Annotated in this window: 11 protein-coding genes and 4 pseudogenes; 3 read left to right on the forward strand and 12 right to left on the reverse strand. The window is 44.2% G+C overall.

Annotation, left to right across the window (positions count from 1 at the left end; translation table 11 throughout):
• Positions 1-115: 115 nt before the first annotated feature.
• Both R1Y93_RS03770 and R1Y93_RS03775 read left to right on the forward strand, forming a co-directional pair.
• Positions 116-880 carry a threonine/serine exporter family protein gene (locus R1Y93_RS03770; protein ID WP_500821681.1) on the forward strand — a complete coding sequence of 255 codons (765 nt, stop codon included), beginning with the start codon at positions 116-118 and terminating at the stop codon, positions 878-880.
• Positions 877-1,323 carry a threonine/serine exporter family protein gene (locus tag R1Y93_RS03775; RefSeq protein WP_500821682.1) on the forward strand — a complete coding sequence of 149 codons (447 nt, stop codon included), beginning with the start codon at positions 877-879 and terminating at the stop codon, positions 1,321-1,323. The genes R1Y93_RS03770 and R1Y93_RS03775 overlap by 4 nt, the downstream gene beginning before the upstream one ends.
• A gap of 7 nt (positions 1,324-1,330) precedes the next feature.
• Here the strand turns inward: R1Y93_RS03775 and R1Y93_RS03780 are convergent, their stop codons facing one another.
• From R1Y93_RS03780 to R1Y93_RS03795, 4 genes are all read right to left on the reverse strand, one after another.
• Positions 1,331-2,044 (reverse strand): CvpA family protein, encoded by a 714-nt coding sequence (locus R1Y93_RS03780; RefSeq protein ID WP_500821683.1) that lies wholly within the window; start codon positions 2,042-2,044, stop codon positions 1,331-1,333.
• 49 nt (positions 2,045-2,093) lie between these two features.
• Positions 2,094-3,320 (reverse strand): DUF5711 family protein, encoded by a 1,227-nt coding sequence (locus tag R1Y93_RS03785; RefSeq protein WP_500821684.1) that lies wholly within the window; start codon positions 3,318-3,320, stop codon positions 2,094-2,096.
• A 333-nt stretch (positions 3,321-3,653) separates the two neighbouring features.
• A complete protein-coding gene (locus tag R1Y93_RS03790) occupies positions 3,654-3,887 on the reverse strand; it encodes a hypothetical protein (protein WP_500821685.1) in 234 nt (77 codons plus the stop codon).
• Positions 3,888-4,137: 250 nt separating this feature from the next.
• Positions 4,138-5,016: a hypothetical protein gene (locus tag R1Y93_RS03795; RefSeq protein ID WP_500821686.1), complete on the reverse strand. Its 879-nt coding sequence runs from the start codon at positions 5,014-5,016 to the stop codon at positions 4,138-4,140.
• Positions 5,017-5,413: 397 nt separating this feature from the next.
• Here R1Y93_RS03795 and yyaC point away from each other — a divergent pair, with 397 nt between their 5' ends.
• On the forward strand, positions 5,414-5,860 hold the full coding sequence (gene yyaC / locus R1Y93_RS03800) for a spore protease YyaC (protein ID WP_500821687.1): 447 nt from the start codon (positions 5,414-5,416) through the stop codon (positions 5,858-5,860).
• Here the strand turns inward: yyaC and R1Y93_RS03805 are convergent.
• From R1Y93_RS03805 to R1Y93_RS03840, 8 genes and pseudogenes are all read right to left on the reverse strand, one after another.
• Positions 5,833-6,771 (reverse strand): transketolase family protein, encoded by a 939-nt coding sequence (locus tag R1Y93_RS03805; protein ID WP_500821688.1) that lies wholly within the window; start codon positions 6,769-6,771, stop codon positions 5,833-5,835. The genes yyaC and R1Y93_RS03805 overlap by 28 nt on opposite strands.
• Complete coding sequence (locus tag R1Y93_RS03810; protein WP_368191761.1) at positions 6,759-7,598, reverse strand: transketolase; 840 nt, start codon at positions 7,596-7,598, stop codon at positions 6,759-6,761. Before R1Y93_RS03810 ends, R1Y93_RS03805 begins: the two co-directional genes overlap by 13 nt.
• Before the next feature lie 18 nt (positions 7,599-7,616).
• Positions 7,617-8,273: a fructose-6-phosphate aldolase gene (gene fsa, locus R1Y93_RS03815; RefSeq protein WP_158422568.1), complete on the reverse strand. Its 657-nt coding sequence runs from the start codon at positions 8,271-8,273 to the stop codon at positions 7,617-7,619.
• Positions 8,274-8,584: 311 nt separating this feature from the next.
• A pseudogene (locus R1Y93_RS03820) lies at positions 8,585-9,716 on the reverse strand (LacI family DNA-binding transcriptional regulator).
• Positions 9,717-9,728: 12 nt separating this feature from the next.
• The gene (gene recR / locus R1Y93_RS03825) at positions 9,729-10,331 is read right to left on the reverse strand and encodes a recombination mediator RecR (RefSeq protein WP_500821689.1); all 603 of its coding nucleotides are present in this window, start codon (positions 10,329-10,331) and stop codon (positions 9,729-9,731) included.
• Positions 10,331-10,683: pseudogene (locus tag R1Y93_RS03830) on the reverse strand (YbaB/EbfC family nucleoid-associated protein). The gene recR and the pseudogene R1Y93_RS03830 overlap by 1 nt, the downstream one beginning before the upstream one ends.
• Before the next feature lie 15 nt (positions 10,684-10,698).
• Positions 10,699-12,279, reverse strand: a pseudogene (gene dnaX, locus R1Y93_RS03835) (DNA polymerase III subunit gamma/tau).
• A 3-nt stretch (positions 12,280-12,282) separates the two neighbouring features.
• Positions 12,283-12,760 (reverse strand): annotated as a pseudogene (locus tag R1Y93_RS03840) (6-phosphofructokinase); the annotation flags it as partial.

A 12,760-nucleotide genomic window follows, 5' to 3' on the forward strand; every position in this document is an offset into this window, starting at 1 on the left:
GCTTTATACTGGAGCTACTGAAGTTATCTATCTTACAGAATATAAAATACATCGGAATAAATCGCTGCTATACTTTTTTATGTCAGCGTCTTTTCCAATTAAAGGAGCATCCATTATGCAGGTATGCAAAGACTATTTACATATTTTTCTTGATATGGGCGATGCGCTGTTAAACAGTGGTGCGGAGATTTTCAGAGTGGAGGATACGTTAAACAGAATGGGGTACGCTTGCGGCGCCACCCAGATGAATGTGTTCGTGATCACATCCAGCATTGTGATTACGATAGAATTTCCCGGAGAGGCCGCCCGAACACAAACCCGCCGGATTCGTGAAGGAGGTGGCAATGATTTCACCAAATTGGAGCGGTTGAATGATTTAAGCCGCCGATTCTGCAGCCACCCTGTGTCTCCGGCAGAATTGCAAAAAGAATTTGACATGATCAATGCAGATAAGCCGCAACCCCTCTGGAAGCTTCTTGGAACCATTCTTGCAGCCTGCAGCTTCACATTCTTTTATGGCGGAAGTCTTTCTGACGCCATTGCAGCAGGGATTGGAGCTGTGCTGATCTGGACTTTTCAACAATATCTTCGCCCGTTATGCATGAATGAAGTGACATTTCAGTTTACCGCCTCTTTTCTCACCGGCTGTGTAATTTGTTGTTTTACTTTGCTTTGCCCTGTGCTTCATATAGATAAAATCATGATTGGTGATATTATGCTCTTGATTCCAGGTCTTATGTCAACCAACGCCATTCGTGATGTACTCATTGGCGATACTCTATCAGGAATTATCCGTTTGATAGCATCTCTGCTTCTGGCAGCTGCGCTGGCGCTTGGATTTATGGGGTCAATTATTTTATTTAGGAGGTTTGGGCTTTGAACACAACAATGATTGTACAACTGATCACCGGAGCCCTGGGCTCTACCGCATTCGGTATTCTCTTTCATATGAAAAACAAACACCTGCCGCTGGCTGCTGCAGGTGGAATACTTAGCTGGCTGGTATTTATTTTAGGAAAAATGCTTGGTGGAAATGTTTTTCTGCCTACACTGCTGGCTGGTTTTATTGCAGATGTGTATGCCGAAATCCTTGCAAGAATATGTAAAGGAACTTCTACTTCCTTTTTTGTTACCTCCGTGATTCCATTGATTCCCGGAAGCACACTTTATTACTGTATGAGCAGTATTGTAGAAGGAAACACCATAAAAGCGCTGACATACGGACGCGATACCTTTCTCTTTGCTTTCGGTATCGCAGCAGGAATGAGTATCGCATGGGCGATCTGTTACTTCTTCAGAAGTATTAGGGCAAAGCAGCACTGATCACTACTTATTGAAAGCCCTGGAGAATGTTTATAAAAATACGGATCAGCAAATTATTATCATACATAAAACTTAAAAACGGATCTTTTTCTACCATTTGGATACCCATTTTCCCAATCTGGGTATTATAACAGATTGTAAGTAAAAGTAATGCGATCCACAGGAGCAATATTGCTTTTGCTCCGCCTACCAATGCTCCTGCCAGCTTATTCATCCCATGTACCACTGGAAATCTGGTCAATATATCCAGTACTTTTATTAAAAATCCAATGAAAAGCCTTGCCAGAAAATACGTGATCAAAAAAGAAATCCCGTTCATCACGATCCCGGTCAGATAATCCGCTATATATTCGGAGAACGTATTTGCAGCAAGCTGCTGATATCCTTTAGCAGTGTTGTTCTCAAGAATATTTGTCTTAATAAACTCCGGCAGATTCAAGTCATCAACAAACTCTTTTTGCTTTTGTTCTCCAAAACCGCCGGAAGTCCCATCCAGTTTCTCTTCTACAAAGCCCTGGCAATTTTCCTTAACCATATTATAAACCGGCGTTCTCTCTCTAAGAAAGCTGCTTACATATGGATTTAATGCGCCGGAAATAATAATGGAAAATAATACAAAAAATGTAGCTACAACCTCTTTCACAAATCCTTTCTGAAATCCGGTTATACATGCACCTGCAATCACTGCAAGTACGGCAATCCCTAGCCAGGTCAGATTCATCTTCTCCCTCTCTTGCTTTCTCCCGCTTATATTCTGCGCAGGTATTTTATCAACTGAATTTGATCACATTAACACCGCTGTCCAATACCAACAGATATCGATTCCATCCGATCTTAAAGAAATCATTGATATCACCGTCCACAGTCCCTGTATATTTCTCATTTCCTTTCCCATCAAGCACACAGATCTGAGAGCTGTTAAACATCAGGATATTTCCATCACTCATGCGAATCGTGCTGTAAGGAATATTAAATTCTTTTTTAAATTTCATTTTTCCGGAAGCAGAATACACTTCCATTGTATACAGCTTATCCTTACTGTCATTTTTAAACACAAGGCCAATGGTTTCATCATCATAAAAGGTACTGACAATTTCTTTATCCACTTTTATAGTCTGACTCTCTTTAGGAATCTGGCGGCCTTTATATAATGTAAATCCATCATCCCTTACCGCAACAGCCTGGTGGCTGCTAAGGCATTGGATCTGTGGTACAACTACACCTTCATATGTAAAGCCGCTTACAATCCGGTCATCATCGTTCTGTCCTACTTCACCAAAATTATAAAATGCCACATAGCTGGTGGTTTCCCCACCGTCCACATATTGATAAGCCACCATCATAATGATTCCGTCATCAGAAATGGAAACATCCAGCGGATAGCCCGGATCTTCGATCTTCGTCTGGTTCTCTGCGATCAGGCTTCCATCTGTGCTGTAATAATTAATCCAGGTGTCATCTCCTCCGTCCAGGATCGCAGCAACCAGTCCGGATTTGGATACCTTTGCCTTTACTATGTTATAAGATGTAGTCACACTTCCAGTCAGTCCGTTCTTGTCATAAATCCGGATAGATGTACCATCTTTATCTGCGATCACTGCCTTACCGCTGCATACATCAGCCATCGGTGTCTGCATATCGTAAGTTTCACTCCACAAAGTATCCAGATTTTTGTTCACAAGAGATACCCCATCATGGCTGTAACGGAGGATCTTTCCATCCATTTCCGCATAATTAGTAGAAACTGTATCTTCCTGTTCACTGGTTTTCAGGATCTTGTAATCATGATAGCTTCGCTTCTGAATATAAAGAACAACCAGGAAAATCAATGCCACTGCAGCTGCTGCAATCATCAGTCCCCGACGCATTGTATCAGGAATATATTTCCCCGCACTTTTTTTATGCTTTCCATTGCCTGCCTGCGCCAGTTTTTCTCTCTGGATCCGCAGCCGTCTTCTTCGTATTTTTCTTTTTATTTCTTTAAATGAGTTCGCCATATTCACCTTTTCCTTGTACTTCTATCTTTGTGTACATGTCTGCCTTGCAAACCTCTCCAAATATGAAAGTCAGCTGCTCTGCGCTTATGACGCAGAGCATCTGCCCGACATATTATATCACATTTCTCTAAGGGAGTACAATCACCTGTCCCGGATAAATGATCTGATTCTCTGTGATTCCATTCAACTCGACATATTTCCCGTATTACATCCATTGATCCATATTTTTCAATACTGATCTGATATAAGGTATCCCCGGGGCGGATTACATAAGTATTATGAGCACTTCCGAAGGTTTCCGCCATTTCCCCTTCTGCAGTGCCAGTATCCACATCAGCAGCACTTGGATCTTCCCCCATTTTCTATATCTGCATTATTTGTTTCTGTATTTTCTGCTGCCGTTTTTTCTATATCCGGTTCTTCTGTAGCTGGATCTTTCGTATCCCCGTTTATGTCTGCTCCTGTGCTGTCTTCGGTGGTTGTTCTGGTCAAAGCTTCCCTGCGCTTCGCTTTTCGCTCATCTGATTCCTGTCGATAAAATTCTGAACTGCCTGTTTCTTCTGCCACATTTTCGCCAGAACTATTTTCCCCTCTGCTCTCCTGAGGCTTTTCTGTAACCGGAACCTCCTCCCAGAGATCTTCATCCTGATCCTGCTGATTTGCATATTCTGTATTTGCATCTTCTGTATTTACGCTTTCTGTATTTGCATCTTCTGCATGTGCTCCTTCTGTATTTACTCCTTCTGTATTTGAATCTTCTGTATTTGTACTTTCTGCACTTGTACTTTCTACACTTGTACTTTCTGCATTGCCGTTTTCAGCATCTTCTTTTTCCTTTTCCAGTACATCTGTCCCTACTGCCAGAGGATGACGCAGGTGTATTTTCCTTTATGTCCTGAAATTCCCGGTAATTCCGGTACAATCCCGTCCCTACTGCCAGAAGAGCCAAAAGGATGCATGCAGTGGCTGCATAGGAAAAAACAGAGGTATGTACCTCCGTCTCTGCTTCACTGCTTTTGTTCTTTTTTTCCTGGATGATCTTTCTGAAAGTTGTCACTGCTTCGTCACTACACTTTTCTGTAAATTCCGGTTTCAGGATTTGATTCTTCTGAACCATATATTCCTGCATAGCAGCATTTTTTTCGTAATAAATGTAATAGCCCTTTACTTTTGCCATCAAGCCGTTTTCGTAATAAAAAAAAGCCTCTTCTCCTTCTGTTGGTTCCGCCAGCATCAGAACCTTTTCTCCACCAAAATACTGAAGATGTGTTTTCTGCAAAAGTTCTGTGATCTCAACCGCCATCTGAGGAAATGCAAAATACCATCCCAGAATATCCTGTTCCGGAAAATACTGCTTTTGCTCATCTTGTATTGTGATCCACACTTCCTCCGAAAGGTCAATATGTTCAGGTGTTAAATCCTGGCATTTTGCAAGAAGTGCTCCCCTGATAAAAAGATATCCTGTTCCGTCTTCCCATTGCATCTCCCCTGTGAATACAGCCAGGCTCCCCTTTTTTTCCTCGTCTTTGCAGGCAGCCGCAGACAGTCTCCCAAGGAAAGTATACACATAGTCTTCCATGTAGATTCTGTAATTTCCTCTGATCTGTCCGATCTGCCGTATATTTCTTGGAAGGTTAAAATCTCCTTCATTCTTCTGCACTTCTCTGTTTTCATCCTTGTAAACAACCTCAATCATGTTTCATCACCCCTTCCGGAACAGCATAGCATATGAGGAATGCAGATTTTATCATAATATAAGAGGTATCCCCATAAATTTGCCGACAGAATCTTACAAGTCCCATTGCCCGCCGGAAAGCCTTTTCGGAATTAAAAATACTCGCTCGACTGTGAGATATCCTTCCTGCCGGATAGCTGCTAATATCTGCAATTGTCCAATACACTCACAGCTATGAATATTTTTCTTTTTTCCGGATATCATGAAAACAAGACAGTCACAGACAACGGAGGAATTATGGCTTTTTATATAAACGGAAAGGGTAAAAATCCTTCTGGGGAGGTTGCGTATCTTTTAAAAAAATTTATATTACATCATACAGGTAAATGGTCGGAAATCGTATTCCTGTGTATTGGCAGTGACCTGGGCAACCGGCGACTGTCTGGGGCCATATGTAGGCTGGCATCTAAGTCAGCAAAAACTGCCTGGTGTCTTTGTGTACGGAACTTTGAACACTCCTGTGCATGCACTAAATCTGGAACAGAGCCTGAGGCACATACAAAAATATCATTCAAAAGCACTTGTGATCGCAATTGATGCTTCTCTGGGTGCAAAAAAGCACCTGGGGTATATCACCATCGGAAATGGTTCCTTATACCCAGGTGCTGGTGTTCAGAAAAATCTTCCCCCAGTGGGAGATATTCATATTACCGGAATTGTAAACATCTCAGGATTTCTCCATCCACTTACCCTGCAGACTACCCGCCTTGCCACAGTCATTGACCTGGCAGAAACCATCACAGGAGCAATATTGGAAATCTTTTCTGAGGATCACAGTTATGCAAACTCTTTGATCTGTTTGTAAATACCGGCTGCATCAAGTCCATATTTTTCAAGCAGAGCTACAGCAGGACCTGACTCGCCATATACGTCATTGATACCGATACGTTTAACCGGAACTGGAGCTTTCTCAGCCAGACACTCGCATACTGCGCCGCCAAGACCACCGATAATGGAATGCTCCTCAACAGTCACAACCTTACCAGTCTCCTTTGCAGCAGCTACTACAAGCTCCTCATCCAGCGGCTTAATGGTATGAATATTGATCACCTTTGCATCAATACCGTCTGCTGCCAGCTTCTCGGCTGCTTCCAGGGATGCTGCTACACAAAGTCCGTTTGCAATAATGGTAAGATCCTTACCTTCACGAAGAACAATACCTTTGCCCAGTTCAAACTTATAATCTGGTCTGTCATTGATCACCGGCACTGCCAGTCTTCCAAATCTCATATATACAGGGCCTACATGCTCATATGCAGCCTCTACCATGGCCTTTGCCTCAATATCATCAGATGGGCTTGCAACGACCATTCCCGGAATGGTACGCATAAGTGCAAAGTCCTCACAACACTGATGGGTGGCACCATCCTCACCTACGGAAATACCGCCGTGAGTAGCACCGATCTTTACATTAAGCTTAGGATAGCCTACAGAATTACGTACCTGCTCATAAGCACGGCCTGCTGCAAACATTGCAAATGTACTGGCAAAAGGTACTTTACCGGTAGTTGCGATACCAGCAGCAATACCAATCATATTACACTCTGCAATACCACAGTCAATATGGCGTTCCGGAAACTCCTTCTTAAAGATACCTGTCTGTGTAGCTGCAGCAAGGTCAGCATCCAGAACGATCAGATCCTCATGTTTTTTGCCTAATTCTACCAGTGCATTACCATAGCTGGCTCTTGTTGCGATCTTCTTTACTTCTGACATAATGCTTCACCTACCTTTTCCAGATCTTCCATTGCCTGTGCATACTCTGCATCATTTGGAGCTTTTCCGTGCCAGCCTGCCTGATCTTCCATAAAGGAAACACCCTTTCCTTTTAAAGTCTTCATTACGATAGCTACAGGCATGCCCTTTACTGTCTTTGCTTCCGCAAAGGCTTTACGGAGCTGCTCCATATCATTTCCATCAGCCACATTGATCACATGGAAATTAAAAGCTTCAAATTTCTTGTCAATTGGATACGGAGAGCAAACATCCTCGATCCTGCCATCAATCTGCAGGCCATTGTTATCCACGATCACTACAAGATTGTCCAGTTTTCTGGCACCGGCAAACATAGCCGCCTCCCAGACCTGTCCTTCCTGTATCTCACCGTCTCCCAGAAGTGTGTACACTCTGTAAGAATCTCCGCTGAGTTTCGCAGAAAGAGCCATACCTACAGCTGCAGAAATCCCCTGTCCCAGAGATCCACTTGACATATCCACACCCGGAATATGTTTCATATCCGGATGGCCCTGCAGGTAAGATCCCAGATGACGCAGTGTCTTCAGATCTTCTTTCGGAAAATATCCTCTTTCTGCAAGAACAGAATACAGTCCCGGAGCTGTATGGCCTTTAGAAAGTACAAAACGGTCTCTGTCAGCCTTCTTCGGATCCTTAGGATCAATGTTCAATTCTTCAAAATAAAGATATGTAAATAAATCTGCTGCAGACAAAGATCCGCCCGGATGGCCGGCTTTTGCTGCATGGACTGCGGTGACAATATCCTTGCGGACTTCATTCGCAATTTTCTGAAGCTCTAAATTCTCCATTATAGTTCTCCTTTTTACTTATTTATCTCCAAATACTGCTCTGTAATCGTTCTGGAATTTAACGATACCAGCATCAGTAAGCGGATGATGAAGCATCTGCTCAAGCACCTTATATGGTACAGTAGCAATATCTGCACCTGCCAGGGCACACTGTGTAACGTGTACTGGATGACGAACGCTGGCAGCAATGATCTCAGTCTTGATATCTGCAACTGCAAAGATCTCTGCGATCTGACGGATCAGGTCAAGACCATCTGTGGAAATATCGTCCAGTCTGCCAAGGAACGGAGATACATAGGTTGCACCCGCTCTTGCAGCAAGAAGTGCCTGATTTGCAGTAAAGATCAGAGTAACATTTGTCTTGATTCCTTCTTTGGACAGAACTTTAACAGCCTTCAGGCCCTCTCCTGTCATCGGGATCTTAACAACCATGTTAGGATGAATCTTAGCGATCTCACGGCCCTCACGGATCATACCTTCTGCATCTGTTGTGGTAGCCTTAACCTCACCGCTGATCGGTCCGTCAACGATCTCTGTGATCTCCTTGATAACTTCATTAAAGTCTCTGCCCTCTTTTGCGATCAGAGAAGGGTTCGTGGTAACACCACAGATGATCCCCATATCATTTGCTGCTTTAATATCCTCTACCTTTGCTGTGTCAATAAAAAACTTCATTGCATTTTCCTCCTCTTTCTTAAGCTTAAGCTTACATCCCTGGCCTTATTTAGGCCGTTCTTTTTCTTTGATACTCGTAACTGATTAATACCTCATAGTCACTGATGATTTAATTATAGCAGACTCTTTTGCAAGGTCAAGCCAGGTGATATTTATTAATAACTTTTTTATTAATAAAAATCTCATTTTATAAATAATCATTAGGTGTTACAAAGAAATATCAATGTGAATGTACAGGAAAATCAATCTTTTTATCGTTTTCTGCAACTGCGATCATTCAGATTATTATTAATATTTTTAGCTTGTTCTATTTATTTTTGTTTGTCTTCTGCTTTTTTTACCTTTTTTTCCACCTTAGCATAACCAGTAGTTTTTCTGGCAATCACTCTGGGGGAATATTCAATATTATAAAGGCTTGTAGGCTGTATATCTGAGAAAAAGCTGTCTTTGGTGCCGATCTTACGGATAATAATATCACAGGCATCCCTGCCCTTCAGCGCCCACAAAATGTTCAATCGTTGTCAATGCGATCCTGCGGATCCCCCGGAATAAAAAATATTATCACATCCGATCGCTGGAACATCCCTGGGCGCATGAAGCGTCTGGCTTCCTGCAATGCATACCGATGTCTCCGATAGCCATCATATCATTTTCTGTCCTGCTATGGCTGTAAACTGTCGGTTCTCGGAAAGAAGCTCCATGGTCAGCTCATAGCCCAAGTAGAGTATTCGGTATCCATACGAGGCAGCTGCCTGTCCATAGACTCATCTGCCACCTTAATGATCACATGTCCGGAAAAGGCCTGCATTTTCATATTCCTTCACAAAGCCTTCAATACGCTTTGACCGCTGCCACTGTCTTTTGGTAAGCGGCGGCGTGATAAATGCCACATCCCTGTGTCCCAGATCCAATAGATGCCAGGGCCATCAGCCTGCCAACTACCGTATTATCCTGATTAATGGCGTCCACAGTTGTGGTACGCTCCTTGTTGCTGATGATCACAAGAGGATCTTGCCATGTCCTCCACCTGCTTTTGAAAATCAGGATGTGGATTGCATGCATAGATAATCCCCTCGGGCCGTATATCTGCCATCATCCGCAGATACTTTTCCTCAAATGCTGCATCTCTTTGGGGTATTGCAGATAAACACTTCCATACCCTTGTTCATTGGCCACAGATTCAATCCCCTGCAGCAAAAGCACATAATAGGGGCTGGTAAGTGTAGGGCAGAACACCACGATCAGTTTTTCTTTTTTATCGGCCTTTTTGTTCTTGCGGCTAGGAAGCTGGTATCCCAGTTCCCTGGCAGCTTTTTCCACCTTTTCTACAGTGTCCCTTGAGAAAGAGACGTTGTATTTTTTGTTTAAGACCATAGAAACTGTTGCCTGAGAAACCCCTGCCCTTTCAGCAACATCCGATGAGGTCGCTTTTTTCTTTGCCACAGGTCCTACCTCCTACAGTTCCACCCTGCCTTCCAGCGCACGCAGAAGTGTTACCTCATCAATGTATTCCAGGTCGCCTCCCACCGGCACTCCGCTGGCAATACGGCTAACCCGGATCCCGGTAGGCTTGATTAGCTTGCTGATATACATTGCTGTAGTTTCCCCTTCCAGACTGGAATTGGTAGCAATAATAACCTCTTTTACATCACCCTGAAGGCGCTTCATCAGTTCCTTCAGCCGAATATCATCCGGACCGATCCCCAACATAGGGGAAATTGCTCCATGAAGGACATGATAGACACCCTCAAACCTGCCTGTCTTCTCGTAGGCCGCCAGATCCCTGGTATTTTCCACCACCATAATAGTGGAACGGTTCTCTCCTGGGGATTGGCACAGATAGGACAGTACTACTCCCTGATCCGTCAGGGTACAGCAGCATTTACAATACTGTACCTTTTCTCTTGCCTGGGTGATCACAGAGGTAAGCTGATCCACCTGATCCTTTGGCATATTAATGATATGAAAAGCCAGGCGCTGAGCTGATTTGGCTCCAATCCCCGGAAGGGATGACAGCTGCTGGATGAGCTGGTTAATATGGCTGCTGTAATATTCCATCAGAACGGAAGTCCTCCGCCCATGCCCATACCGCCAGTCAGCTTGGACATCATGGATGTAGACTCCTGCTCAACCTTACGAAGGGCTTCATTGGTCGCCGCTACGATCAGATCCTCCAACATTTCCACATCATCCGGATCCACTGCATCCGGATGGATCTTTACCTTGGTTACTTCTCTTTTGCCGGAAATAGTAACTTCAACTACCCCGCCGCCAGCTGAAGCTGTAAAAGCTTTTTCTTCTAATTCTTTCTGGCTTTCTTCCATCTGGCGCTGCATTTTCTGCGCCTGTTTCATAAGATCTTCATATTTCCCGGCATACCCATGCCTGGAAATCCTCCACGTTTCGCCATAATAAACTCCTCCTGTCAATCTTCTTCTATAACTACATCCATATGGATATTCTGGCGGATTGCTTCGTCCACAGTTACCTTGGACAAATTAGTATACGAATGATTATTCGCCACCAACAGCTGTACCTCAACTGCTTTTCCGGTCTGTGCAGCAATAATATCCATCAGTTCCTGCCTGGCTTCCGGATCATCCACATAATTCTTACCAAGAAAATCCTGAAACTCCACATATAATACAGGTTCGCCTGTATCGCCATTGTACTCTGGGAACTGCCTTTAAAAGCTGATCTTTCTGAACCTCCGGTAGTCTGCCCTGCGATTGCCCGCCATCCGGCAACGATCTTCTGCAGATCCTCAGGTGCTGCTTTTGCCGGCTTCTTTTCTTCCTGTACAGGCTGCGCCCGGTCTGCTGGACCACACTGCCTGATCGTACCACAGTCTGCTGTACTATTGCACCTTCATCTATTCTCTGCTCCAGCACTCTCAGTCTGTCAAGCACAGAATCCAGGTTTGTTTCCATGGCAGGCCTGCAAAGCTTGATCAGGCCGATCTCTATAAGCACACGCTTCTGAGTGGCATAACGGATCTGGCTGGACAGATCTGAAAAAACCCGTATATAGCGCATTAATGTTTCTGTATCTACCATCTGGCTTTCTTCTTTTAAAAGCTTCAGATTTTCAGAGGAAACATCTATCGCCTCCTCCGGATTTTCTGAGGTCTTCACAAGAAGAAGGTTCCTCATATACCAGGTAAAATCTCCCACAAACTGACTTAGTTCCCGGCCTCCTGTGATCAGATCCTCCAGTGTACGGATGGCGCCTGTCACATCTCCGTTGATCACCTTTTACACCAGAAGCTGGCTGAACACTTCCGTATCCACGGCTCCGAGAACTTCCAGTACCTTGTCATAGGTCAACTCCTGTCCCAGGTAAAAAGCAATACACTGATCCAAAAGACTGAGTGCATCACGCATGGAACCGTCCCCTGCCTTTGCCACATAGCGAACCGCCTTTTCTTCCGCTTTCACTCCTTCAATCTTAAGAAGCTCCTCCAGTCTGGCAGAAATGGTATCAATGGATATCCTGTGAAAATCATAACGCTGGCATCTGGAAAGGATCGTGATCGGAATCTTGTGGGCTTCTGTTGTGGCAAGGATGGATCCGCATAAGCAGGCGGTTCTTCCAGCGTCTTTAGCAGCGCATTAAAGGCTCCTGTGGAAAGCATGTGAACCTCATCAATGATATAAACCTTATAATTGCCTTCTGTAGGCCGGTATGCAACTTCCTCACGGATCTCCCTGATATTATCCACACCATTATTAGATGCAGCATCTATCTCAATTACATTCATGGATGTCCCTGCCTGGATCGCTTTACACATCTCACATTCATTACAGGGGCTTCCGTTGACAGGATGTTTGCAGTTTACTGCTTTCGCCAGAATCTTGGCCACAGTTGTCTTACCGGTACCTCGGGTACCGCAGAACAGGTAGGCATGTCCGATACGGCCGGCCTTGATCTGGTTCGTCAATGTTGTCACAATATGATCCTGTCCCTTGACATCTTCAAAATTATCCGGTCTGAACTGAGTGCGTATAACTCATAAATCAGCTCCTTGTATTTCAGACATTTGTCCCTTAATCTCCAAAAAATCGATACCGATCTGCTTTGCAGCCAGCCGTCTGATCCTTCGGATCTACGGTTTTTAATTTACCGGCACACTCTGCCAGCGGCACTCTCTTGATCTTGCCATCAACAACACCGATCATCACACCATATTCTCCGTCCAGGATAGCCTCTGCAGCGCCTGCACCGATCCTGGTAGAAAGAACCCTGTCATAAGCACATGGCTCTCCACCTCTCTGGGTATGACCCGGAACCGTGATCCTTACTTCTGCCCCGTTTCAGCAAAAATCTGGTCTGCGATCTCATAAGAAACAGACGGATACTTCTTGGCTCTTGCTTCCAGTTTTTCTTTGTATTTCTTCTTAGGCAGCTTAGCATCTTCTTTGGAAATAGCTCCCTCCGCTACTGCAAGGATCGTAAATCTCTTGCCGGCTTTGGCCCTCCTGTTTGAT

The organism is Blautia sp. HA3515 (assembly GCF_059933065.1).

Coding starts and splice junctions, on each gene's coding strand:
- R1Y93_RS03770 (WP_500821681.1), top strand. CDS start 116: ATGCAGGTATGCAAAGACTATTTACATATTTTTCTTGATATGGGCGAT.
- R1Y93_RS03780 (WP_500821683.1), bottom strand. CDS start 2,044: ATGAATCTGACCTGGCTAGGGATTGCCGTACTTGCAGTGATTGCAGGT.
- R1Y93_RS03785 (WP_500821684.1), bottom strand. CDS start 3,320: ATGGCGAACTCATTTAAAGAAATAAAAAGAAAAATACGAAGAAGACGG.
- R1Y93_RS03795 (WP_500821686.1), bottom strand. CDS start 5,016: ATGATTGAGGTTGTTTACAAGGATGAAAACAGAGAAGTGCAGAAGAAT.
- R1Y93_RS03805 (WP_500821688.1), bottom strand. CDS start 6,771: ATGTCAGAAGTAAAGAAGATCGCAACAAGAGCCAGCTATGGTAATGCA.
- R1Y93_RS03810 (WP_368191761.1), bottom strand. CDS start 7,598: ATGGAGAATTTAGAGCTTCAGAAAATTGCGAATGAAGTCCGCAAGGAT.
- fsa (WP_158422568.1), bottom strand. CDS start 8,273: ATGAAGTTTTTTATTGACACAGCAAAGGTAGAGGATATTAAAGCAGCA.
- recR (WP_500821689.1), bottom strand. CDS start 10,331: ATGGAATATTACAGCAGCCATATTAACCAGCTCATCCAGCAGCTGTCA.